Raw genomic sequence first — 24,049 nt, 5'->3', positions numbered from 1 at the left:
TGCGCTAATTTCTTCACACCAACAACTCCCCTGCCAAAATCAGTTACAAATTGATGCGGCGAAATTACTGCATTTTTATCTCGCAAGGCAGTATCAATTCAAATCATACATCCCGAATTTTTAAAAGGGCTTTTCATCGTTATTTAAACTGATCCCTTTTCTGCCAGCCAGACATCTGCAATTACTGAAGATATCTGCCCGGTAAATTCTTTCATACAATCAATTCATCCGGCAACCTGCTCAATTCATCACCGTTACAGTTTTAACAACCTCAGGTCAATAATAGTTTTGCGCTGTTAAATAAAAAGCACAACATCATGAAGAAAAGAATTTCGTTTTTACTGCTCGCAATTATCCCGTTTTTGGCGCAGGCTCAGTTTGGTGGTCTTTTGGGAAAAGTAAAAAACAAAGTAAGCGATAAGGTAAACCAACGGGTGGATAATAAAATGGATAAAGCCATTGACAAAACACTTGATAAAGCGGAAGGAAAAGAAGCAGCTACACAACCAGAGGCGGCAAGCACTGCGGCAGTTGGCAATGAAAAATCTACCATAAAAAGTATTTCCAAATATGATTTTGTGCCGGGAGAAAAAGTTTTCTTCGCAGAAGATTTTGCACAGGAAGCTATTGGTGAATTGCCCGTTAACTGGAACACCAGCGGCAGCGGAGAAGTGGTGAGCCTTGAAAAATTTCCCAGCAAATGGCTGCAGGTGCACAATCCATTTATTTATCTCACCAGCAATACGAAAGAACTCACGGAAAATTACACCGCTGAGTTTGATTTGATTCTTCAGTTAAAAAATAATGGCTGGATGTATCCTACTTTCTCCAGCGGCTTTATTGCTACCAACGGGGAGCCGGGTACTGATAATGTATTTCTTAAGGACTACAATAAATACGCTGCCGTGGTAGCTACCATATCGCCAGCTGAATATAAAGACAGCAGGGTAAGTCTTGAATCATTTACAGATGCAAAAAAGTATTTTAAAAGCGAAGATAAAATCTACAGCGACCTTGAAAATTATTATGGCAAACCGGTTCACGTTGCAATACAGGTACAGAAACAGCGCTTCCGGATGTGGATCAATGAAACGAAAGTTTTTGACGTTCCCAAAGGGCTTGACACTGCCTATAAAATGAACCAGCTGTTTTTTAAAGTGGGCGCCACTAATTACAAAGAAGATCAATATGCAATTTTCATCGGTAATATCAAAGCAGCTACAGGTTTACCGGACACAAGGCATAAATTAATAGAAGAAGGCAAATTTTCCACCACAGGCATTTTGTTCAATCTTAATTCTGCAACGATACAACCAGCTTCTTTCGGTGTACTGAAAGAGATAGCGGATGTATTAAAAGAAAATCCTTCAATCAAAATTAAAGTGATCGGCCACACCAGCAGTGATGGCGATGATAAGGTCAATATGGAACTGAGTAAAAAAAGAGCAGCTGCAGTAAAAGACATGCTGGTAAATGATTTCAAGCTGGATGCATCAATTATTGAAACAGATGGTAAAGGAGAAAGCCAACCTGTTGCCGACAACAAAACCAAAGAGGGAAAAGCCCAGAACCGCCGGGTAGAATTTATAAAACTATAATCAATCAATATTAAAAATTAAAACAACATGAAACAGTTTTTTTTACTGCTTGCCCTTATCGCCGGCCTCTCAAACGCCGCCCCTGCACAGGAAATAAAAATGGACCCACCGTCCCAATTTATGCAGATCACTACTATTGAATCTGTACTGTCAGGCGGGCTGGGCAGATCAAGGATGCTCATCACCAACCCTGATGGATCGCAGAAGGAAACCGATATGGAAAATTTATTCAGCCTGGTGGGCATCAATTTTAAAAACATTAAGAAGAATGAAGACGAAGTAGTAAAAACGTTGAAAGAATACACTGATGGCGGCTGGAAAATAGCCCATGTAACTTCTTTAACGCTTAGCCAGAACGATACCGGCGCCGGAGGCATTTTTATGACCCGTTACCTGTTATCCAAACCAGAAGAGAAAAAATAATTACACATCTTCAAAACAAAAAAAATGAATCAGAAAAAAACAATTCTAGTAACCGGTGCTACCGGTGCACAGGGCGGCAGTGTAGCAAAAGCATTGCTTGCAGAAAACAATTTCGCTGTTCGGATTCTGACGAGAAATGGTCAATCCGAAAAAGCATTGGCACTGCAACAGGCAGGCGCTGAAGTGGTGACCGGCGACCTGGATGACAGGGAGAGCATAAGAAATGCGATGAAAGGTTGCTATGGTGTTTTTGGCGTAACCAATTTTTGGGAGCATTTTGAAAAGGAATACGAGCAGGGGAAAAATTTAATTGATGCGGTGAAAGAAATGAACATTGAGCATTTTGTTTTACACACGTTACCTGATTACAACAAACTAAGCAATGGCACATATCCTACGCCGCACTGTGACATCAAGGCGGCGCTGCAGGCGTATACCGTCAGTCAAAATATTCCCGCAACTTTTATGCAGGTAGCATTTTATTACGAAAATTTCTTCACCTTTTTTCCATTGCAAAAATCGGCCGACGGAGGTTACTCGTTTGGCTTTCCGCAGGGCGAAACCAAACTGGCCATGGTAAGCATTGATGACCTGGGGCCTGTAGTGGCGGCCGTTTTCAATCACCCGGCTGAATACATTGGCAGAACAGTGGGTGTGGTGGGAGCAGATGACACCTGCTACGAATATGCAGCTGCCATGAGCCGTGTACTGGATAAAAAAGTGAGCTACCAATACATCCCAAGAGATGAATACGCGGCCCTGGGTTTCGACGGCGCAGAAGAGCTTGCGAATATGTTTGAAGTACAACGTTTATACATACCGCAGCGGCAAATCGACCTGATTGAAAGTTATGGTTTAAACCCTGCCATGCAGCCCTTCGAACGCTGGCTGATTAAAAATAAAAACAGGTTTACAGCAATGATGAAAGCAGAAGATGCTATAATTGCGTAAACGAAAAACCAATACACAAACCCTGTACATGGTTTTGATGCCGGCAAGCGCCGGCATTTTTTTATGCTCATTATATTCAACAATTCATGCAGCCTTTATAACATCTCATGCAGACCTGCATTGCGTTGGCGGCCTTTCAAAAATATCTTGCACCTGTATTTAGAATACAAAAGCAATAAAATTATTTATGAAAAATAATCTTCCGCATACCGTCTTATTTGTGATCGTTGTGACTCTGATAATCATGGCTGCAGGTCGCGACTGGACATACAAAAATTACAATTCAAATGCAGTAAAAAAAGAGGCGGTGGCAGATGCAGGCAGCTATTTCGATTTGAGACACTTTCTAACACCCCTATCCCGCTTTTATTAAACATCGTAAAATAAAATTCAATCATAAACTCAAAAACAAACTATCATGCGTAACACATTTTTAATTTTTATTTTCGCTTCAATCATTGTCGCGGGCGCCATTATCAGCTGCACCAATTCCAGCTCTGCAGACTTACCCGATAAAGCTGCAGTTGATACAACCAAAAGAATTGCCCGGGGCGAATATTTAGTCAACGTAGCCGGCTGCGACGATTGTCATTCACCAAAAAGAATGGGCGCTCACGGACCCGAAATTATTCCTGAACTGAGATTTTCCGGTTATCCGTCCGCCCGCCCAATTCAACGACCAGACGGTAATGTAATTAAGCAGGGATGGGCGTTGATGGGGCCGGATCTTACCAGTGCAGCCGGACCATGGGGGGTGTCTTTTACTGCTAACATCTCAAGCGACCAGACAGGAATTGGCGCATGGAAAGAAGAGCAGTTCATTACCGCTTTGCGAAAAGGAAAATACAAAGGACTGGAAAGCAGCCGCGACCTGTTACCGCCAATGCCCTGGTATTATTACAAAAATATGACCGACGAAGATTTAAAGTCAGTATTTGCATTTTTGAAATCAACGAGGCCGGTAAAAAATATTGTGCCTGCACCCATGCAAATTGCGGAGATCAAATGATCATCCGAACATTAAAATAATGTTCTTTGCAATCCGGGTGAAACTTGTCATGGGCAATTGCCTGTTGATACCAAAACGAAATCCTACTGCTGAAATTCAATAGCGCGGTTCAGCAGTAGGCTATTAAAAATCAATCCAATCTAAAACCATTACTTTAACCTTTCAAAATTGACCGGAGACGTGGATAGAACAACCACGAATGAATAGTCACAGCATGAATTGCGTAAACGGCGGTATCAGGTGTCATTTCTGTTGCACCAACCGGTTTGCATTATTACATAGGTTTATTACATTTGATTATTAAAAAAAATCAAACTCTTTTGGCAAAGTTATTTTTGGTAATCAGCATTTTTCTGTTTGCATCATTTGCCATTGCGCAAGCACCGAAGCAGTATTCATTTACGCATTATACAACCAACTCCGGGCTTTTATCCAACCAGGTAAATACGGTATTGCAGGATGAGGAAGGTTATATCTGGACAGGCACCACAGACGGTCTGCAACGGTTTGATGGCACCCGGTATAAATCTTTCCGGCATATTGAAAATGATACTACCAGCCTTCCTTCCAATCCTGTATGGCAGATGCTGATTGATAAAAAGAAAAATTTATGGTTATTAATGTCTGATGGCAATGTGGGCATTTTTGACAGAAAGAAATTTACATTCAGAAACGTACCAACACATTTCAAAAAAGCCATTACTCCAAATACTTCATTGAAACGGTTAATAACTGACGAGTATGGCCACCTTTTTTACCTGCTGAGTGGCAGTGAGGTAATTACCCTTAATGAAACCAATACTGAGTTTTCTTACATACATAACTTTTTTAAGCAGCAACAAAACTGGGATATCATCGACTTTATCCAGCAACCCGGCACCCAAAAATACTGGCTCAGCGTAGCCAAAACCGGCCTGGCACTTTATGATCAAAAAAATGGCCAGTTAAATTATCCGGGTGCAAACAAAGCAAACGATGCTTTGATTGACCAGTATGCGGGTGGTACTTACAACCATCTTTTTTTTGACGGTCGGAATCGTTTATGGTTCATTACATGGACCACAGTTCCATTTATTCAATGCTACGATCTTGTAAAGCATCAACCCTTTTTAAAAGATATAACACTTGGCAGCTCTTTAAAAACCTATCACGAGATCAAGGGATTTTTTCAGCAACGGGATGGCACCATTTGGGTGAATGGTTTGCTGGTTCTCGCAAAATTTCTGGAGGCAGAAAAGCAATTTCAACTGGTATACAATGGTTATGTCAATGAACAGAGCATCGCTTACGAAATGGTGCATTGCTTATTTGAAGACCGGGAAAAAAATATCTGGGCAGGCACAGATAACAATGGTTTATATCGTTTCAATCCTGCTACCGAATTTTTCACCTGCATAAAACATTTCAGCAATCCAACTGCATCCGCCGGCAAAGGAAGTCTGCTCTCTTTTATAGCAACCAAGTGGGGAACCATACTTGCGGGCACCTGGGGTGACGGATTGTATGAATACGATTCCAACTTCAATCCGGTGCCGCTTACTATCAGGGGCCTTGGCACCGCCAACCCGTTTATATGGAGCATGTGCGCTTCGGCAGACAGCAACAGCATCTGGATGTCTGCACAACCAGGCATTTATTTAATAGACCAGGCAAAGCGGTCGTTCAAATATTTCAATCCTCCCCTTTTACAGAACCAAACCATTCGCCAGGTGGGGGAAGATAAAAGTCGCAACCTGTGGCTGGGCACTTATCAATTGGGTGTATTTAAGTGGATGGCAGCTAAAGGCAAGGTAAATTTTGACGCCGGCATTGAAGCTATCGATGCCGTTCCTCCTGTTCAGATAAATAAGATCACAGTTGATTCAAAAGGCTATGTATGGGTGGGAACGCCTGAAAACGGCGTGTATGTTTTAGATCCGGCTACCAATAAAATTACGATGCGCTTCAGTGATACATCGGCGATGGAAAAAAGGCTGCCCGAACGGGGCATCTCTTCTATCCTCGATTACAACGATAGTACTGTCATTATAACGACAGCTACCCGTGTGGTGGTTTATAACAGAATAACGCAAGGCCTGTCCGTTGTGGGACAGCAGGGAATGATATCGGGATTTATTACTGCGGTAGAGAAAGATAAAGATGGCTACCTGTGGCTTACCAGTACCAGTGGCCTGTACCGAATCCAGATTCAAAAACAGATTTTTGTAAAATTTACCCGCCGGGATGGTTTGGATAATGAGCATTTTATACAATCTGCTTCTGCCGTACTTCCCGGCGGCCGCATGCTGTTTGGAACTACCAATGACATGGTGCTTTTTGATCCGGCTAAAATTCATGTAGCCCCGGCTACCCCGGATGTACTGATAACCGATTTCAAAATAATGGGCAGTTCTGTTTCTGTTGATTCGCTGAACAATTTAAAAGCCCTGGAATTGGGCTACCAGGAAAATTCGTTGGCCATTGAATTTTCGCCGCTTATTTACAACAGTCCCTATCTTATAAAATATAAAATGGACGGCCTGGATAAAGACTGGAAAATAGCCGATAAAAACAATGAAGCCATCTACAGCTTTTTACCGCCGGGCAGCTATACCTTCCTGTTAAAAACAATGAATGAAGAAGGAAAAGAATCAGCAACAGCTACCCAGCTTAAAATAATAATCGTCCCTCCTTTTTGGAAAACATGGTGGTTTTACAGCCTGGTAGTTTTATTTATTGTGGCGTTGTTATTCTGGCTTGATAAAGAAAGGATGAAACGAAAAGAAGCCATTCAAAAAATGCGGGCTGACATTGCAGACAATTTGTACCAGGATGTAAATACAGCGCTCAGCAATATTAATATTTTAAGCGAAATGGCAAAACTGAAAGCCGATAAAGATCCTGAAAAATCAAAAGAATTTATTCAGCAGATTAACAGCAAAAGTCAGCAGATGATGGTGGCCATGGATGATATGCTGTGGGGTATCAGCCCGGAGAATGACAGCATGCAAAAAACCATTGAACGCATTAAAGAGCATGTTGATTCCCTCCGTAACCGGTATGACTCAGCAATTAATTTACTGATTGATAAAAAAGTGGAAGCCCTGGAACTGGATATGAAATTACGTCAGCATATTTGCTGGTTTATTAAGAGCGGCAGCACCAATATAGTCCGTACCGGTGCTACGGAATGCAATCTGCACATCGGGGTTGAGAAAAATAACCTCGTATACACGATTGAATTCAACAGTACCCAATCAGATATGCAACTGCTGAATAATATTTTACAACGGCAGGAGCTTGCCGCCAAACTGGAAGAAGTAAAAGGCATACTGCAGACAAAATTGAATCCCACGAAGTCATTGATTGTGCTGACAGTGCCGGTACGATAAGCCCTTACGGTCGGCACCGAAGGTGAGACCTTAAGGGCCTACTTCCCCATCCACTTTTTAAACTCGGTCACTTTCTCCCGGCTTACCAATGCCTCTTTATCGACGGCGGGTTTCAAACCAAGAATTAAACGGTTACCAAAGTAGTCGTCAATTTTATCAATGCTGTTGATGGATACATAAAAAGAGCGGCTAATGCGGAAGTATTTTTCAGCGTCAAGCATATCTTCCAACTCATCCATTGTATAGTCTACCACAAATTTTTTATTATCGTTTGTTTTAAAAAAATTCAAACGTCCATCACTGTAGAAATAGGCAATTTCATCAATTTCTACCGACACCAGCTTTTGACCATACTTTACTAAAAACCGTTTGCGATATTCCTTGGGTTGCAATTTTTGCTGCAGCTCTTTTACAAGACTGTCGATATTGATATCGGGCGTACCCTTAATTTTTTTAAATTTATTCAGCGCTGCTTCCAGCTCTTCTTTTTGAATGGGCTTTAATAAATAATCCACGCTGTTCACCTTGAACGCTTTCAATGCATATTCATCATAAGAAGTGGTAAATATCACCGGGCTTTTTACATCGGTTAAATTAAAAACCTCGAAGCTTTGGCCGTCAGCCAGTTCGATATCCATCAAAATCAAATCAGGCTGCGGATTGGTCGTTAACCAGTCCACCGTATTTTTAATACTGTCAGTTACCCCCACCACATCTGCACCTGCATCTACTGCGGCCAGTGTTTTTTGTAATTTTTTTACAGCCAGGTCTTCGTCTTCTACAATTAATATTTTCATAATAAAAAAGTTAATGGTTTGAAATCATTTTTTTGTGTTTACTATTTTTTGGCTGGTAGCGTTGTTCCACAACAAGGGCATCACGACCGTAAAGTTTCTTTCATTTTCTATAATCTGAAAACCGGGCAAATGCAGCAGATCGTATTTTACTTTTATATTTTCCAGCCCTATTTTGTTGCTGGGTGCTTTTACGGTGCGGTGCTGCAGGTTATTATTCACTACCAGGCGGTTGCCTTCTGTTGTAAATATTTCAATTGACAGTGGCTGCGCTTTTGAAATAGAATTGTGTTTGACTGCGTTTTCTACCAGCAGTTGCAGGCTCAGGGAAGGCAAGAGATAAGGATAGTATTTTTTATCTGCTTCCATGTGCAGGCTGATGGCATCTCCATGCCTTGTTTTTAGTAATTTAAAATAACTCTCTATGAATTTCATCTCATTGGCCAGCGTACTCATACCATCTTCGTTATTGCGGATCAGGTAACGGTAAACCTTGCTGAGCCCATCTAAAAAAGTTTCTGCCTTATCCTTATCTTCTGAAATTAAAGAAGACAACGTATTAAAACAATTAAATAAAAAGTGTGGGTTTACTTTTTGTTTAAGCCCGTCAAACTCCTGCTGTAACTGCAATTGCTCCAGTGTAGCTTTTTCCGCAATGCTTTCCTTATACTTATCAATTATAAAAATTACTTCAAATAAAGTTTCAAAAATTAAATTGGTGCTCAGGCCAACCAGGTAGCCATACCTGATATCGTCTTCCCGGATACTATAGCCCAAAATGTGAAATGCCTGGAACACATAAAAAATCAGCAACACGGATGGCGTCATTACCAACAGGTTTACCAGTAACTTATAAAAAATTCTTTTACCAGTTAGCTCAAGGGAAGGAAATTTTTGTTGCAGCCAGTGAATGTATTGTATGTGACCCATAAAAGAGAGATATCCAATAGTATTGATCAGCGGCACCGTGATTGCCCACACTTTCCACTCTGTCCAGATTCTTTCGTCGTACAAAATCCACGTAAACGCAAAAGAAATAAAGACCATGGAAAACCAATAGACCTGCCATTTTACTTTAGATGGTTTTGCTATTTTCATGACAGTACGGCTTTATCATCAAACAATGGCAATAACAGTATTCGTTTATTATCCTTCTCCTGTATGGTTACATTCCCGGCATTCAGCATCTGGTATTTGTTGATTAAATTGTCAAGCCCGTCGTCGATATCATAATTTTGAAGCACTATCTTTTCGTGTATGCTGTTAACAATGGCTAAACTATCTCCACCATCAGCTGAGATGATTATAGACAAAGGATCGCTCTTGCTGAGCGCATTGGTATAAATGATATTTTCCAAAATCACCTGCATACTCAATGGTGGCAATTTTTTTTGCATCGACTGGTTGTTAATATCGATACTGTATTGTATGGCTACACCAAAACGTTCTTTTGCCAGGTATAAATAAGATGCTGCGAACTTCATTTCCGTTTCCAGCGGCACCAGCAACTCTTCGTCACTGCGCAACAGGTACCGGTGTACCTTCGTCATCTCATCCAAAAATTGTTCTGCCTTTTCTGTATTCTCCTGTATCAATCCCGACAGCGTGTTAAAACAGTTGAATAAAAAATGTGGATTGATCTGCCCTTTCAAGCCCAACACCCTGCTGCGCTGGTACACATTTTTTAGTTGCTCCGTTTCTGTAATCGATGCCTTCCAGGCTTCCCAGTTGGCTACCCCTTCATTTATAAAAGTGATAATTGTACTCATGATGCATGCGTACAATATAGACCACCCCAGCATACCTGGTCTCGGATTACAAGCCAACGGCTGCAACCAATTGTACAGGTAAAAGAGCATTGAAACAGCTACGCAATTCAACAGGTAAAATACCGGCAGCATAGCGGCGATGCGTTTAAACATTTCGCCTGCTGATGGAAACCGCTTTTGAATAAAAGTGGCCACTATACCAAAGAAGAAATAGATGGCAAACATAAACAGGCCGGTATATAGAAAGCTTTGGACAACCAGTTTTAAAGAATGATAGACACAGCCGCCAAACACCAATAAATTAAGAAAGATGATGTAGGGTATCATCACCCAGATAAAAACCAGTGGCTCTTTATTACTGTACCGTTTTAATGCCATGATGTAATTTAAAAAATATACGCAATAATTGTTTTCAGCAATACACCAAATGTGAAATTGATGTATGAATTGAGGAAAAGGCTGTATGAATTGTAAACGTACAGTCATCGCAGCATACTATCATTTTCGGCTGCAGAAAACAGTCCGGCAACAGAACAAGCAGTCCATTACCTGAATTTGCCAATCCACTCAGGCTGCCATTTTAAATGCTTTTGCCACATTTTAATATTGCGTTTCAATCAAAACAAACAAAACATTCAAAACTATTTTTTATGCAACAACAAACCGGTACGCAACGTACGAACGCAAAAATTTTATTTGTAACTATGCCTGCCGACGGGCACTTCAATCCACTTACAGGATTGGCAAAACACCTGCAAAGCCTTGGCTGCGATGTAAGATGGTACACGCAGGACTTGTATAAGGAGAAGCTTGCAAAATTGCAAATTCAGCACTACCCTTGTGTATATGCTCCACAACTGAACCAGCTGAATTTTGAGCAGTTTTTTACTGACCGGGTGAAGCACAAAAGCCAGCTGGCAAAATTCAGGTTCGATCTTGAGCATTGCTTTATAAGACCCGTGCCGGCTATTTTAAAAGACATCGAAGACATTCATGCCACATTTCGTTTTGATCTTGTAGTCGCAGACATTATGTCCTTCTGCATTCCGTTGATAAAAGCGCAATTCAATGTGCCCGTGATTGCGGCTGGTATCATTCCGCTGATGGAAACTTCCGCTAACCTTCCGCCTGCGGGCATGGGATTGGTTCCGGCTGATACATTACCAGGAAAAATTAAACACAAGGTATTACACGCCATTACCAATGCAATGGTATTTAAAAAAGTGAATGCCATTTTCAGGGAAATTATTGCAGGCTATGGTGTAGAAGCGCCTGCCGGCAATGTATTTGATATTCTGTACCGGTCGGCAGATGTAGTGCTGCAAAGTGGAACGCCTGGTTTTGAGTACAACCGCAACGATATGAGTGCGAATATTCAGTTTACCGGCCCTTTGCTTCCGTACAGTTCCGGCACCAAAGCTGCATGGTTTGATGAACGCATCGCCGTATACAACAAAATGATTTTGGTAACGCAGGGCACGGTAGAAAAGGACATCAATAAAATTTTGATACCCACCCTGGAAGCTTTTAAAAACTCGGATACATTGGTGATTGCAACAACCGGCGGTGCACATACCGCTGCTCTTAAAAGAAAGTATGCCTGCCAAAATATTATTATAGAAGACTTTATTCCTTTTGCAGACATCATGCCTTTTGCCAACGCTTACGTCACAAATGGTGGCTACGGCGGCACGCTGTTATCTGTTCAGCATCACCTGCCGCTGGTAGTGGCGGGTGTACATGAAGGCAAAAATGAAATTTGTGCCCGGGTAGGCTTTTTTAAGCTGGGTATTAATTTAAAAACAGAAACACCTTCACCGGTGCAAATAAAAAACGCTGTGGAAAAGGTTATAAACGATACATCATACGCTCAAAATGTAAAACGGCTGGCCAATGAATTTGCCTGTTACAATGCCAATACGATTTTTGAGGATACTGTAAAAAAGCTGTTGCAAACAAATAAAACAAGTTATCGAAAAACGTATCAACAGCAAGCTGCTACGTTATAAATACAATTATAACAATTCATCCAAACATTCGCACAATTCATTCAGCACGCTATTTTAAAAGAGGCTTTTCAATAACATCTTTGTGCTGTCAATCAAAAACAATCATCAACAAAAATTTAAAAGTATGAAAAAATTATTCCTGGCAACCGCAGTGATTGCCATTGCATTTTCTTCCTGCAAAAAAGAAGACAGCAGCAACAACAACAGTAAAGGTGGCATTTTTAAAGGCCCCGAAACCGAAATGTACCATGGCAAAGCCTGGACATGGATTCAGCTGGACAACCAGGGCAATCCTGAAAGAGTCGCCATCGCTATCAACGACGCCGCATTGAGTAGCGTTACACCAGGCAGCGGCAGCACAGGTTCCGGTCACACCCACGAAAACAACGAAGTACTGGCGTTTCATCCCAAAGCCGCAGCCACACCGTTTCAGCACGCCTGGTTAAACTGGAACCCGAACGGGCATCCGCCTGCTGGCATCTATGATAAACCGCATTTCGATCTGCATTTTTACATGGTGCCATCCACTGAAAGAGAAGCCTATGTTGATCCGGTTAAGTTGAATGCAGATCCGGCCGCGACCTATTTACCTGCTAATTATATGGGTGGCGATCCCGTACCTACCATGGGCAAACATTGGGTGGATATCACTTCACCAGAACTAAACCCAACCAACCCGCAACCATTTACCCAAACATTTATTTATGGCTCGTACGACAGCAAAGTTGTTTTTTATGAGCCCATGATTACACTGGACTTTTTAAAAACCACCAACAATTTTGTAAGGGATATTCCGCAACCGGCCCAATTTCAAAAAAGCGGTTACTACCCAACCAAAATGCGTATTACAAAACAGGATGGTGTTACCAATATTATTCTTGAAGGCATGGTGTACAGGGGGCAATCGTAAGGAAGTCTGTGGTGAGTGGTGAGTAGTCAATGGTGAATAAGTCAACGGTGAATACAAAATAGTTGGCTTTGGCGTTGGAACACAAATACCGCTATTTCTGTGATTAATAGTAATCATTGTTAAAGAGAATTGCTATTGACTATTGACTATCGTCCATCGACCATTGACTACTCACCACTCACAACTCACCATTAACCATTCACCATTCACCATTCACCACCTTTAAAATTTATTTTATGCAACGCTATAATGTTTTTTACCAGGTACACAAGGGCTTAAGGGAATTGCTTTACACAACCGGCAGCCTTTTACAACAAACCGACTTTGACAACGCAGAAGAAAGGGAAAGCGCTTTGCAACAGGTGCGTTTAACGGCGGATTTATTTGATAAGCATGCCCACACCGAAGATAATTTTGTATTGCCTGACATCGCATCCCACGACGCTTCGGTAAGCGATTTGTTTGCAGCAGAGCATGTGCAGGATCATGCACTGGGCGAACGTTTGCGGGCATTGCTGGCAAAACTTGAGTTGTCTGCGTTGGACACAGACAGTCTGCAAACGGGCTGCGAATTGCGAATTGCCTTTACTGATTTTTTGGTATTTAATTTAAACCATATGGCTAAGGAAGAAGTGGAGCTTAACAGGTTGCTTTGGCAGCATTATACGGATGCGCAACTGCACGGGCTTACACAAAAAATACTGGCGCACATTGCGCCGGCAGACCTGCAAATTTTCAGCAGCTGGATGATGCGTGGACTGAGCAACAACGAAGTGATCGGCTGGCTGAAAGAAATAAAAAATAATGCACCGGAAGTTGCATTTACAGCCATGTTGAACCTGGCAGAAAAAGAGTTGCCTGCTACCCGCTGGCACCTGGTACAGGATTGCATTACAGAGGGGGCAATGATTGCCTGACAAAAATTAAATCTTTTAAATTATAAACGATGAAACAGACATTCAACAACACAGTGCGGCATTGGAGGATTGCATTTGCTGTCATAAGCAGCCTGGCTTTATTTTCATTTACAATCGTGAAAATGAACGGCGAATTTTTAAAGCAGCTGGGCATCAGCAAAACAGAGGCAGATCAAAAAATAACGGGCAGTATATTAGGTGGCTACCTGAACCAGTATGGTATCCGTAATGCTAAAAATATCGCGGTAGGCAACCGGGCTGCCGTTACAAAAGACTTGCTGTTGTACACAAAGCAGTTTGTTAATTCCACGACGTTTATAAAAGAATACAACACGATGAGAGAAAATGAAAAGCCTAAACCCTATTTGATTGAAACACCGGAAGCCATGCGCAGCAACCAGATCAACATGCTGAAGAAAAGCGTTAGCGAAACGGAAGCCAACATTAAAACTGCGGATGCTTCCATTAAAAAAATATTCGAAGATGTATTGGTCTCCACCAAACAACAACTAAAGGAAGCGGAAGATCCCAACAATAAAACTTTCGTCAATTACAAAAAGAACTATCCTGACATGTTGAAATCTGCAGAAGCGTCTAGCAAACAAAGTCTGCATGAATGGGAAGCTAAGTATCCCACCAACCATTTATTATTTGTAAAAAAAAGATTACAGGATTTTTTGACAAACACAGCTGACATTGACTTTGACGCTGCATTGACTACAAAAAACAATAAAAACTATTTTGTAAATCCACTGTATGAAAAGCAAAAAGGTAGTTACTGGAAAATGGCTTTCCGAGCCGGTAAGGAAGTAGTTTTGCCTGCAAGGGAATTTGTACAGCAATGGCTGGACGAAATAAAATAACAACATTAAAAATCAGCAATAACCGATGTTAAAAATTACAGGCCGGATTAGTTCCGGCCTTTTTAATTGAACGCATTAACCCTTTCGGATTTACCGAAAAAAATTTTGCAGGATGGATTATTAAAGTAAAATTGTACGATTATTACTTACGCTTAACCAACCGCCTGCAAATGAAAAGAAGTTCCTACGCCGTTTTTCTTGTTATGTTGACATTCTTCGTGATCTCTTTTTTAACCAATGTAATCGGGCCCCTGATACCCGACATGATCACAGGATTTAGTCTGAGCCTTACTTTGGTGGCTTTACTGCCTTTTGCATTTTTCATTGCCTACGGCGTAATGTCCATCCCTTCGGGTATGCTGATAGAAAAATACAATGAAAAGAAGATGATGATTGTTGCTTTTGTGATTGCGCTGCTGGGCTCACTGATGCTGGCTTTATTCCCTAATTATTTATCAGCAGTATTTTCATTATTTGTAATCGGGTGCGGCATGGCGATGCTGCAGGTTGTTATCAATCCCTTATTGCGCACGGCAGGCGGCGAAGAACACTATGCGTTTTATTCTGTATTGGCGCAACTGATATTTGGTCTGGCATCTTTTCTGAGTCCGCTGGCCTATTCCGGTATGGTGTCAGGTTTAAAACAACACAGCAACAGTGGCTTTTTTGCTTTATTCAATAAAGTGGTTCCGGCAAACCTTCCCTGGATTTCTCTGTATTTTCTTTTTGTTGTGATATGCCTGGCAATGGTGGTGGTGATTGCAGTTTCCAAATTTCCAAAGGTTGAACTGACCAGTGACGAAAAGGCAGGCCAGTGGGCAACACATGTACAATTATTCAAGACAAAAAAAGTTGTGTTATTTTTTATTGGCATGATCTGCTATGTAGGTACAGAGCAGGGTGTAGCCAACTGGATATCGCAGTTCCTTTTTACTTATCATGGACTGGACCCGCAAAAAACAGGGGCCGATACAGTGGCTTATTTTTGGGGATTAATGACCGCCGGCGGTGTGCTGGGTTTATTGTTATTAAAATTATTGGACAGCAGGATTGTACTGATTTCATTTACCATATTAGCGATCCTTAGCTTAAGCGCCGCCTTGTTTGGTTCTGCAAAAATAGCATTGGTAGCTTTTCCGATGGTAGGCTTTTTTGCTTCGGTGATGTACCCCATTATATTTTCACTGGCATTGAATTCGGTGGAAGAACATCATGGCTCCTTCTCCGGCATTTTGGTAACGGGTATTATTGGCGGCGCTATCATTCCACTTGTGGTGGGCTGGCTGGGCGATCAGCTGGGGCTCAGGGCCGGCATGTGTTTTTTATATCTTACCATGGGCTACATCCTGAGCATCGGCTTTTGGGCAAAGCCTATTATTACGAATAAGACGATTAAACTTTTTAAGAAAGACAGTCAATAGTCCATTGTCAATGGTGAGTGGTCAATAGTGAATAGTGGAGTTTGGCATGTCAGAAGTAAAAAAAATCGTGTAATTCGCGTAAAAAATTTCTGTTATCTCTTACATTTAAAAACTATGAACGATAAAAAAATTATAGGTGTTGATTTTGGCGCTACCAGTATTAAGGCTGGCCTGGTGCATGGCGATCAGCTATCTGCTATTCATTCAAAACACATTAACAATGCCGGCACGGAAGCCGACGTGTTGCAGGATTTATTTTTTGTGATTGATCAGTTGATAGATAAAGAAGTCGTATCAATTGGCGTAGGTGTGCCGAGCGTGGTAGATACAGAAGAAGGCATTGTGTATGATGTCATCAACATCCCTTCCTGGAAAGAAGTGCCGTTAAAAAAGATGCTGGAAGAACGCTATCATATTCCTGCATTTATCAACAACGATGCAAACTGTTTTGCACTGGGCGAACATTATTTTGGCAAGGGCATTGGCAAAAAAGACATGATCGGTCTTACCATAGGAACCGGACTGGGCGCAGGTATCATCATCAACAACCGTTTGTTTGCAGGCGCCAATTGTGGCGCGGGTGAATTTGGGATGGTGCAATACCTGGATCATGTATACGAGTATTATGCCTGCGGCCAGTTTTTCAACAATGTGTACCATACGGATGGACCATTGGTTTTTGAAAAAGCCAAGGCAGGCGATCAACAGGCGCAGCAGTGGTATGCGGAAATGGGCACGCACCTCGGCAACGCCATCAAAACCATGATGTATACCTATGATATTTCGCTGATTATTTTTGGTGGCTCGGTACGACTGGCTTATCCGTATTTCCAGGAGACTATGTGGACACAAATAAAAACCTTCGCCTTTACCAAATCTGCCGAACGACTACGAATTGAAATATCCGAAATGGAAAACCCGGCTATTTTTGGAGCAGCGGGATTGTATTATGATCAGGTGCAGTGAAGACAAAGTGCCTTAAATTTTAAAGACCGAATTTAAAAATGGCGAAGTGCCAAAATTAGCCAGTCGGCTTTGATGCATAAATAAAAAAGGAGGCCAAAGACCTGCTGCAAATTCGAAAAAACTCATAACTCATCACTCATAACTCCTAACTAAATCTTCAACTCTCCCCAACCCTTCCTGTATTCTCTTTTGATGAACTGGTTGGCTGGTTCAAAATTAGTTACCCTCATATTGGCGCCATCCCATTTAAAATCCAAATAACGCCCGCTGAATTTATAACCCTCCATATTGCCGTAGACAGGGTCATTACGCGTTATCTTTTCCTGCAGGTTAAAGCTTCTCAGCAACAGGTTACCCAGCAACACCGTCTCTGTCAGCGGACCTGCGTAGCCTTCAAATGGTGAGTCTACTTCCATTTTCCCATAGCCCGCAATGCTGGCATCTACCCATTGCCACCAATGACCATCCATGCCGCCCTGAACCCTTGGATATTTCTCGGGCACATGCACGTCTTTGTTTAAGGAAAGTGGCAATAGTCTTGGATGGCTTCCACCCCAGCCGCAGGAAACTTTTCCTTTGGTGCCGATAAACAACGTGCAACCTTCAAAATCATTTTCACCGGGGAAATCGCCCATCACATCATTCATGTTTACACCGGGTTCCAGTTCATCCAGCCGCTCCGGCGTTATGCCACCATCCATCCAATATAAATCAAGTGGCTTACCATTTTGCTGCCTGAATTTAAATTTGATCGAACTGGATACAGGGCCGCTTTCCGGGTAAATGCCTTCTTTAAAAATACCATTGTATACAGTACTGGCACTACCAGAAACATCGGTGGGATAACCGAGGCCAAGCAACTTAAATGGTGGCCCCATAATGTGACAACCCATGTCACCCAATGCACCGGTACCAAAGGTCCACCAGCCACGCCAGTTGAACGGCACAAGGTTATCAATGTAATCTGTTTGTGGCGCTGTACCCAGCCATAAATCCCATTTCAATTCTTTGGGAATTGCAGGCCGTTCTTTAGGCCAGGAAATGCCCTGCGGCCATACGGGTCTGTCCGTCCAGCAATACACTTTTTCAATGTCACCAATCACCCCGGCTTCAAACCATTCCCGCATGGTGCGCATGCCATCGCAGGAGGCACCCTGGTCGCCCATTTGCGTAACCACCTTGTATTTTTTTGCGGCTTCGGTTATAACTCGGGCTTCGTAAATATCATGCGTTAATGGTTTTTGTAAATAGAGGTGCTTGTTCAATTTCATTGCACTCAACCCTACAATCGCATGGTTATGATCGGGAATAGCGACCGTTACCGCATCAAAATTTTTATGTTCTTTCTCAAACATTTCCCGCCAGTCGTGATAAAATTTGGCTTGCGGAAATTCTTTTAATCTGGGCGCAGCCTGCCTTTCATCCACATCACATAAAAAAGATACGACTGCATTTTTTTTGGGAGCCGATGCGTAATGGTGAATGTCATTTTCCGCTTCGCCGCCACAACCTACAGCAGCAATGTATAATTTATCACTGGGCGCTGTATAGCCTTTTCCACCTAACACAAAACGCGGAACAATGTAAAACCCGGCAGTTGCAACTGCAGCCTTCTTTATAAACTCCTTGCGGGTAGTTATTTTTTTAGCGGGAATTATTTTTCTTTTTTCCATGGCAGATCATTTATTTTTTTGCAAGCGGTTTAACAGCAACTTCCTTAAAATACACAACATCATCCTCCCCATGATTTTGCAGACCGATATAACCTGCGTCGGGCCTTCTGCCCCTGAAAGGTTCAAAATCAAACTTGCGTTCCGGTGTTGGATCGCCTTCTTTGTAATCCGTCACTTTTTCTCCGTTCACATACACTAACGTGCGTGGGCCATCGAGCGTGATTTCCATTGTATTCCATTCAGGACCTGGTTTGCCGGGTTTAGCCAGAGGTTTGGTTAAAGAATACAACGTGCCGGTGATGTGATAGTCGTCTTCATCAGATGTTTCCGGATGATTGTCTATCTGTACTTCATACCCATAAAAAACAGGCATCCATTCTTCTTTTGGCTCGATGGGGATGCGGATAAATACGCCTGCATTGCTATTGAACTTTTGCATTTTATACACCACACGAATGGTGCAGTTACTCAGCTTGCCACCCGTCCAGTACAACAGGCCCATACCACCGTGGCCACGTATCAGGCCATCTTCTACCTCACTGCTGCCTTTGCCAACATGCTTCCAGCCGGTTAAATCTTTGCCATTAAAAAGCTGTCTCCAGGCTGTGCTGTCCGTCTTTTTTTTGGTGGTTTGTGCTTGTAAATTTGATAGAGCAGAAAGTAAGAACAAGCTTATAAAGAGGCAGAGCGCCTTCAGCATTTTTTTGTCTGACATAACATCGTTTGTTTAAAATAAAGATGTTCTAAGTTAGGATAAAAAAGAAAGGCGTTGAAATTTTAAAAACTATCAAGGTCGCAAAAAAAAAGGAGCCCGAGGTTCCTTATTTATGGACCGTGATCCAACAAAACAAAAAGCGGCAGTCAGCCCGATTTGACAGTTTATCACCTCCACGCAATTCTTCCTGTACCACAGCCAACCTTTTTATTTGCCATAGCATCTTACCCATGCATATAAGTAAAACAAACCAGCTATTCATGATTAAATATCTACATCAAATATGAGAATCCTTTTTGTAACAGATACCTGCCATCCACACATAAATGATATATATTATTTTATTTGCAAAATGGGAGCGCTGTTGCAGGAAAAAGGTCACCGGGTGGCAGTAATTGCACCATCTCAAACCCGCCATTATGCAAAAAACAGGATTGATAATATTGATTTTTATGGCATGCCATCTTTGCCGTCACTGCATTATTCCAGCTTCCGGATTTCGATGCCGTTTTCCCTTCAGTCAAAATTAAAAAATGTCATCGGCAGTTTTAATCCGGACGTAATACATATCCAGGATCATTTTATTTTATCAAAAGCTGTAGTAAAGCTCAACCGCAAACTGAACATTCCCTTGATTGCTACCAACCATTTTTTGCCTTCATCTGTCAGTTCCTTTTTTAAAAATAAAATTATAAAAAGAGGACTGGAAAATTTTTGGTGGTCAAGATTTTCTGATGTCTTTAATGAAGCCTTATTGGTAACCACTTGTACAGAGGCTGGCGCCCGCATCATACGCCCGCGATTGGATGCCGATGTTATTCCTATTTCAGCCGGTGTTGATACAGAGCCGTTTACCTCCTTTGAAAAAAAACAACGCATTAAAAATAAGTATGGCTTACTAGGTAAACCGGTGCTATTATATGTCGGCAGACTGGATACCTGCAACCGCGTAGACGAAATTGTTACAGCTGTTGCGAAGGTGGTGAAGACAATTGATTTTTGTTTTGTGGTGGCGGGTAACGGCAACCAGAAAGTGGCGCTGGAAAAGCAGGTAAAAGAATTACACATCGAAGACAGGGTGATGTTTACCGGCATTGTGCCGGAAGAAGATCTGTGCAAATTGTACAGTATGAGCCGTTGCTTTATAAGCGCCACCAGAACGGAGTTACAAAGCCTTGCAACGCTACAGGCAATGGCGGCCGGGCTTCCGGTAATTGCGCCGAATGCTGATGCGATAGACAACCTGGTGCAGGACAAAAGCAATGGCTATTTGTTCAACGCAGGTGATACTGACACCATTGCTGCATCCATCACCCATATTTTTTCGAATGATTATCTTCATCATCAAATGGCTAAAAAAAGCCTGGAATACATCCGTCACCATGACGTTCGCACAACCGCGGCCTCCTTTGAACGGGCATATAAAAGCTGTTACGTGCGCAACATTATTATACGGCACCATAAAGAAGCGGTGGTATCGGGTAGTTAGAATTTGACTAGCAAGTGTAAGTACTTAGTACTTAGTATTTAGACTAGAGTTCTCAGTGCCGGGTGTTTATAATACTGTCTCTACTTGTCTTTGTACTTAATACTTTATAGTTAATACCAAACAGCAAATATTATGCACTCAGACTGGAGCGCCCCGTGTTTGGTGTTCTAAATAATGCCGTGCTATCTTGATGCTAAATACTCGATACTTGATACTATGAATCCTTTAACGTTTTGTATGTAAACTATCGTTACAATAATCCATCTATTATAACGTAACAAAATTTACATACAATGAAAAAGATCTTTACAATTTCCGCAATAATGAGTGCCCTGCTTTTAATCACTACCATGGCTGACGCCCAGTATTCGAACAGGGGCAAAAATAACCAGGGTGGTCAGAGCAATCAATATGGACAAAATCAACAGGGTGGCCAAAACAACCAGCATGGCCAGCAAAACCAGGGTGGTCAATACAATGGGGGTAACCAGGGCAATCAATATGGACAGGATAACCAGTACGGTCAAAACAACCAGTCCCGCCAGCAAGACGACCGCCGGATGAATGACCGCAATGACAGGGATCGTTCAGACAGAGGCTACCGCGGTGATGACTATGGGTATCACAAAGGAGGACGTTATGATCGTTTTGACAGGTATAACCGTGGAAGACATTACGGCTACTACGACCGGTATGATGACCACAGATATTACGACAGAAGACGTTTTTAATAACGGATAAACCAGCAAGAAAAAAACCAGGACCGATCCTGGTTTTTCATTTAAAACAATATTTTTTTGATCGCTTATATTTTCTGTTCAATCAGCCAGTAATGCCCGAAGGGATCTTGAAACTCTCCCTGCCGGTAACCATAATCATAATCCTGTGCAGGTGAAATTTCGATAGCGCCTGCGGCTACTGCCTTTTGCATTACTACATCCACATCCGGCACAAAAAGGCCGATGGTAACGGTACTGAAATTGTGTTGATCCGGACTGGTTGAATTGGGTCGCCCCATGGCTTCATGCAAATGAAAAATATTTCCGCCGATTGATAATTCCGACACATGAATACTGCCGTCATCATTTGAAAAACGACGCAATTCAACGGCATCAAAAGCCTGTAAATAAAAATCAATATTGGTCACGCCATTTCTTATGGTAAGGTGTGGGGCGAAGAATGTGCTGTTCATTTTTTTCTGTTGAGTGATTTTATTCAGATTATTTCATTGAAAGCTAAAGTTTTTATTTGTTAATATGACTGGTTTGATATGGGTATTTTTTTACAACTTTTATCGCCGCCTGATTTTTTTAATTCAAATATGTTACCGTTAACATTTTTATTTGTTGACATAAAATAACCGTATACTTTTTTATACTTTCTTTGCCCGTTATTGTTTTCTTTTTAAAGTTACCTCGCCCCTGGTTCTATTTACCGGTATGTAATTTTTAATGGTAAAACTTTCAAAGCCCTGCAGCAAGGGTATATTGTTTTAAATTAATTTTTACAGTTATGATGGTAGCCGATTTGCCGGATGAGGAGGAAATGCGTTTGCTGGAACTCAATTCCTATGATGTATTGGGAAATGAATCAGAAGAAGATTTCAATGATCTTGCCACGCTGGCCGTACAAATTTTTAATTACCCCATTGCATTGGTAAGTTTAATTGATAACAATCACCAATGGTTTAAGGGAAAAAGCGGTACCAATGAGACAGGTAATTCAAGAGACCTGAGCTTTTGTGCACACACCATTTTGCAGGATAATGTGATGGTTGTAGAAGACGCAACCAAAGACAAACGCTTTTTTGATAACCCTGTAGTAGCAGGTGATTTCAACATCCGCTTTTATGCAGGTGCTCCTATTCTGTCACCCGCAGGGTATAAACTGGGCACTGTTTGCCTGTTTGATGTTAAGCCAGGTATTTTATCCGAAGCAGACAAAAAATCGCTTATACTGCTGGCGAAACAAGCAAGCAAATTATTGGAGTTAAGAAAGAAAAACCTTGTCATCCGGCAAAGGGCGGAAGATATTATTGAGCTAAAATCAACCATCATCGGGCAGATGATGCAGGTACAGATAGATGATAAAATTTCCATGGCACATACGCTGCATGAAGATCTTGCACAACGCATCGCATCTGGTTTGCTTTGTTTACGTACCGCGGAGAACAGCAGTAGCAGTCGTCCGGATTTAATACACAACGCAGCCAAACAACTGGAAGAGGTACTGGCAGGGATCAAAAGCCTTACTTATTCGATCGTACCCCAGGCAATCAATGTGCTGCCGGCCGATGTTTTAATAAAAGAATACATCGAAAAAGTGGCGCCTGCTTTTGACTTCAGCATCACAATTAATACCGAAAGCATAGCAGAAAATAACTATAGTAATATCGCGGTTCATGCCATCGGCATTATCGGGCAATGGCTTAAGGTGCTGGCACAAAAAAGCATCACCAATGTGCACATAGCAGTAAATATAGAAGACCGGTTTGAAATTTTGTTTGAAGACAACGCAGCCGCAGCAGAGCCCGAAAAAAGAAAACAGGAAGTGCTGGAAAGCTCAATTTATGATAGGGTAAAATCCATGCATGGCAGCACAGAACTGTTCAGCCTAAATGGCCGGCAGGTGTTGAAGATTTCATTGCCGTTGGTTGAATAATATGCCTCAGTGTATTTTTACGGATTATAGGCCACCAGTTCATATTTCAAATCAGGTGAAAATCAGCCATCATTTCATACTCAATCAATAGCCGGAATTAAACTGGCAGTACATAATTAAGAGCTGAAAAACTTTTTATAAAACTGCATAACTCTATTCTAAGTTCAACAACACCGCATATATAATCGTTCCCCCTTCAACAAATAAACTGGCAAATCACCGCAATCCCTATTTTTACAGCATGAAAGTATATCATTTTAAACACCAGGAAATTTTGCTGAATGACGAATTCCTTCCGGAAGCGCAACTGGTTGAAATGTATAAAGACATTTTACTGAGTTTGATGGCACGGCATGAGCTTAGCAGAAAAAAGATATTTGAAAGTGTTGATATAATCTATCATAACATCACCGTCAATCCATTGACTGTTGTAACGTTGTTAAAAAAGCAGGAATTACCACCGTTTGTTTTTTTAGCCTGCCGCAATTAATTTTATCACAGTATCAACAT

22 protein-coding genes are annotated in these 24,049 nt (G+C 41.7%); 16 read left to right on the top strand and 6 right to left on the bottom strand.

The features are described from left to right. The first annotated feature begins 317 nt into the window (after nt 1-317). The 6 genes from QWZ08_RS14740 to QWZ08_RS14715 all read left to right on the top strand — a co-directional run bounded on the left by QWZ08_RS14740 (nt 318) and on the right by QWZ08_RS14715 (nt 7,352). Nucleotides 318-1,598, top strand: coding sequence for an OmpA family protein (locus QWZ08_RS14740; RefSeq protein WP_290338218.1), 1,281 nt, complete (start codon nt 318-320; stop codon nt 1,596-1,598). Nucleotides 1,599-1,625: 27 nt separating this feature from the next. Beyond that, on the top strand, nt 1,626-2,021 hold the full coding sequence (locus tag QWZ08_RS14735) for a hypothetical protein (protein WP_290338217.1): 396 nt from the start codon (nt 1,626-1,628) through the stop codon (nt 2,019-2,021). A gap of 24 nt (nt 2,022-2,045) precedes the next feature. After that, the gene (locus QWZ08_RS14730) at nt 2,046-2,972 is read left to right on the top strand and encodes an NmrA/HSCARG family protein (protein ID WP_290338216.1); all 927 of its coding nucleotides are present in this window, start codon (nt 2,046-2,048) and stop codon (nt 2,970-2,972) included. A gap of 187 nt (nt 2,973-3,159) precedes the next feature. Further along, entirely contained in the window at nt 3,160-3,345 is a 186-nt protein-coding gene (locus tag QWZ08_RS14725) for a hypothetical protein (protein WP_290338215.1), read from the top strand. A 45-nt stretch (nt 3,346-3,390) separates the two neighbouring features. Further along, entirely contained in the window at nt 3,391-3,981 is a 591-nt protein-coding gene (locus QWZ08_RS14720; RefSeq protein WP_290338214.1) for a c-type cytochrome, read from the top strand. A gap of 320 nt (nt 3,982-4,301) precedes the next feature. Further along, on the top strand, nt 4,302-7,352 hold the full coding sequence (locus QWZ08_RS14715) for a ligand-binding sensor domain-containing protein (protein WP_290338213.1): 3,051 nt from the start codon (nt 4,302-4,304) through the stop codon (nt 7,350-7,352). Between the two features lie 38 nt (nt 7,353-7,390). On the opposite strand, the gene QWZ08_RS14710 is transcribed toward QWZ08_RS14715, so the two are convergent. Genes QWZ08_RS14710 through QWZ08_RS14700 form a run of 3 tightly spaced genes read right to left on the bottom strand, consistent with a single transcriptional unit; the run spans nt 7,391 to nt 10,293 of the window. Next, on the bottom strand, nt 7,391-8,149 hold the full coding sequence (locus QWZ08_RS14710) for a LytR/AlgR family response regulator transcription factor (protein ID WP_290338212.1): 759 nt from the start codon (nt 8,147-8,149) through the stop codon (nt 7,391-7,393). Nucleotides 8,150-8,173: 24 nt separating this feature from the next. Then, nucleotides 8,174-9,244 carry a sensor histidine kinase gene (locus QWZ08_RS14705; protein WP_290338211.1) on the bottom strand — a complete coding sequence of 357 codons (1,071 nt, stop codon included), beginning with the start codon at nt 9,242-9,244 and terminating at the stop codon, nt 8,174-8,176. After that, nucleotides 9,241-10,293, bottom strand: coding sequence for a sensor histidine kinase (locus QWZ08_RS14700; RefSeq protein ID WP_290338210.1), 1,053 nt, complete (start codon nt 10,291-10,293; stop codon nt 9,241-9,243). The genes QWZ08_RS14705 and QWZ08_RS14700 overlap by 4 nt, the downstream gene beginning before the upstream one ends. Before the next feature lie 272 nt (nt 10,294-10,565). Here QWZ08_RS14700 and QWZ08_RS14695 point away from each other — a divergent pair, with 272 nt between their 5' ends. The 6 genes from QWZ08_RS14695 (at nt 10,566) to QWZ08_RS14670 (ending at nt 17,001) form a co-directional block, all read left to right on the top strand. Next, the gene (locus tag QWZ08_RS14695; protein ID WP_290338209.1) at nt 10,566-11,924 is read left to right on the top strand and encodes a glycosyltransferase; all 1,359 of its coding nucleotides are present in this window, start codon (nt 10,566-10,568) and stop codon (nt 11,922-11,924) included. Between the two features lie 124 nt (nt 11,925-12,048). Continuing rightward, nucleotides 12,049-12,834, top strand: a complete 786-nt coding sequence (locus QWZ08_RS14690; RefSeq protein ID WP_290338208.1) for a hypothetical protein — start codon at nt 12,049-12,051, stop codon at nt 12,832-12,834. A gap of 236 nt (nt 12,835-13,070) precedes the next feature. Next, nucleotides 13,071-13,751 carry a hemerythrin domain-containing protein gene (locus tag QWZ08_RS14685; RefSeq protein ID WP_290338207.1) on the top strand — a complete coding sequence of 227 codons (681 nt, stop codon included), beginning with the start codon at nt 13,071-13,073 and terminating at the stop codon, nt 13,749-13,751. Nucleotides 13,752-13,780: 29 nt separating this feature from the next. After that, nucleotides 13,781-14,614, top strand: a complete 834-nt coding sequence (locus tag QWZ08_RS14680; protein WP_290338206.1) for a hypothetical protein — start codon at nt 13,781-13,783, stop codon at nt 14,612-14,614. Between the two features lie 170 nt (nt 14,615-14,784). Further along, a complete protein-coding gene (locus QWZ08_RS14675; protein ID WP_290338205.1) occupies nt 14,785-16,035 on the top strand; it encodes an MFS transporter in 1,251 nt (416 codons plus the stop codon). Between the two features lie 114 nt (nt 16,036-16,149). Further along, entirely contained in the window at nt 16,150-17,001 is an 852-nt protein-coding gene (locus QWZ08_RS14670; RefSeq protein WP_290338204.1) for an ROK family protein, read from the top strand. A gap of 149 nt (nt 17,002-17,150) precedes the next feature. Here the strand turns inward: QWZ08_RS14670 and QWZ08_RS14665 are convergent, their stop codons facing one another. Together QWZ08_RS14665 and QWZ08_RS14660 are read right to left on the bottom strand one after the other, a co-directional pair. Next, entirely contained in the window at nt 17,151-18,674 is a 1,524-nt protein-coding gene (locus tag QWZ08_RS14665; protein WP_290338203.1) for a Gfo/Idh/MocA family protein, read from the bottom strand. 10 nt (nt 18,675-18,684) lie between these two features. Next, entirely contained in the window at nt 18,685-19,389 is a 705-nt protein-coding gene (locus QWZ08_RS14660) for a 3-keto-disaccharide hydrolase (RefSeq protein ID WP_290338202.1), read from the bottom strand. A gap of 283 nt (nt 19,390-19,672) precedes the next feature. On the opposite strand from QWZ08_RS14660, the gene QWZ08_RS14655 reads away from it, so the two are divergent. Both QWZ08_RS14655 and QWZ08_RS14650 read left to right on the top strand, forming a co-directional pair. Further along, entirely contained in the window at nt 19,673-20,878 is a 1,206-nt protein-coding gene (locus QWZ08_RS14655) for a glycosyltransferase (protein WP_290338201.1), read from the top strand. 293 nt (nt 20,879-21,171) lie between these two features. Then, nucleotides 21,172-21,609: a hypothetical protein gene (locus QWZ08_RS14650; protein WP_290338200.1), complete on the top strand. Its 438-nt coding sequence runs from the start codon at nt 21,172-21,174 to the stop codon at nt 21,607-21,609. A 74-nt stretch (nt 21,610-21,683) separates the two neighbouring features. Here the strand turns inward: QWZ08_RS14650 and QWZ08_RS14645 are convergent, their stop codons facing one another. After that, nucleotides 21,684-22,070, bottom strand: a complete 387-nt coding sequence (locus QWZ08_RS14645) for a VOC family protein (protein ID WP_290338199.1) — start codon at nt 22,068-22,070, stop codon at nt 21,684-21,686. A 320-nt stretch (nt 22,071-22,390) separates the two neighbouring features. Here QWZ08_RS14645 and QWZ08_RS14640 point away from each other — a divergent pair, with 320 nt between their 5' ends. Together QWZ08_RS14640 and QWZ08_RS14635 are read left to right on the top strand one after the other, a co-directional pair. Continuing rightward, nucleotides 22,391-23,539, top strand: a complete 1,149-nt coding sequence (locus QWZ08_RS14640) for a GAF domain-containing protein (protein WP_290338198.1) — start codon at nt 22,391-22,393, stop codon at nt 23,537-23,539. 241 nt (nt 23,540-23,780) lie between these two features. Then, nucleotides 23,781-24,029 (top strand): hypothetical protein, encoded by a 249-nt coding sequence (locus QWZ08_RS14635; RefSeq protein ID WP_290338197.1) that lies wholly within the window; start codon nt 23,781-23,783, stop codon nt 24,027-24,029. The last annotated feature ends 20 nt before the right edge of the window (nt 24,030-24,049 follow it).

Origin of the sequence: Ferruginibacter paludis (assembly GCF_030409685.1) — a bacterium.
GTDB classification, from domain to species: domain Bacteria; phylum Bacteroidota; class Bacteroidia; order Chitinophagales; family Chitinophagaceae; genus Ferruginibacter; species Ferruginibacter paludis.
Note: the sequence above shows the minus strand (reverse complement) of the source record. Positions and strands in the feature narration are given on the sequence as shown.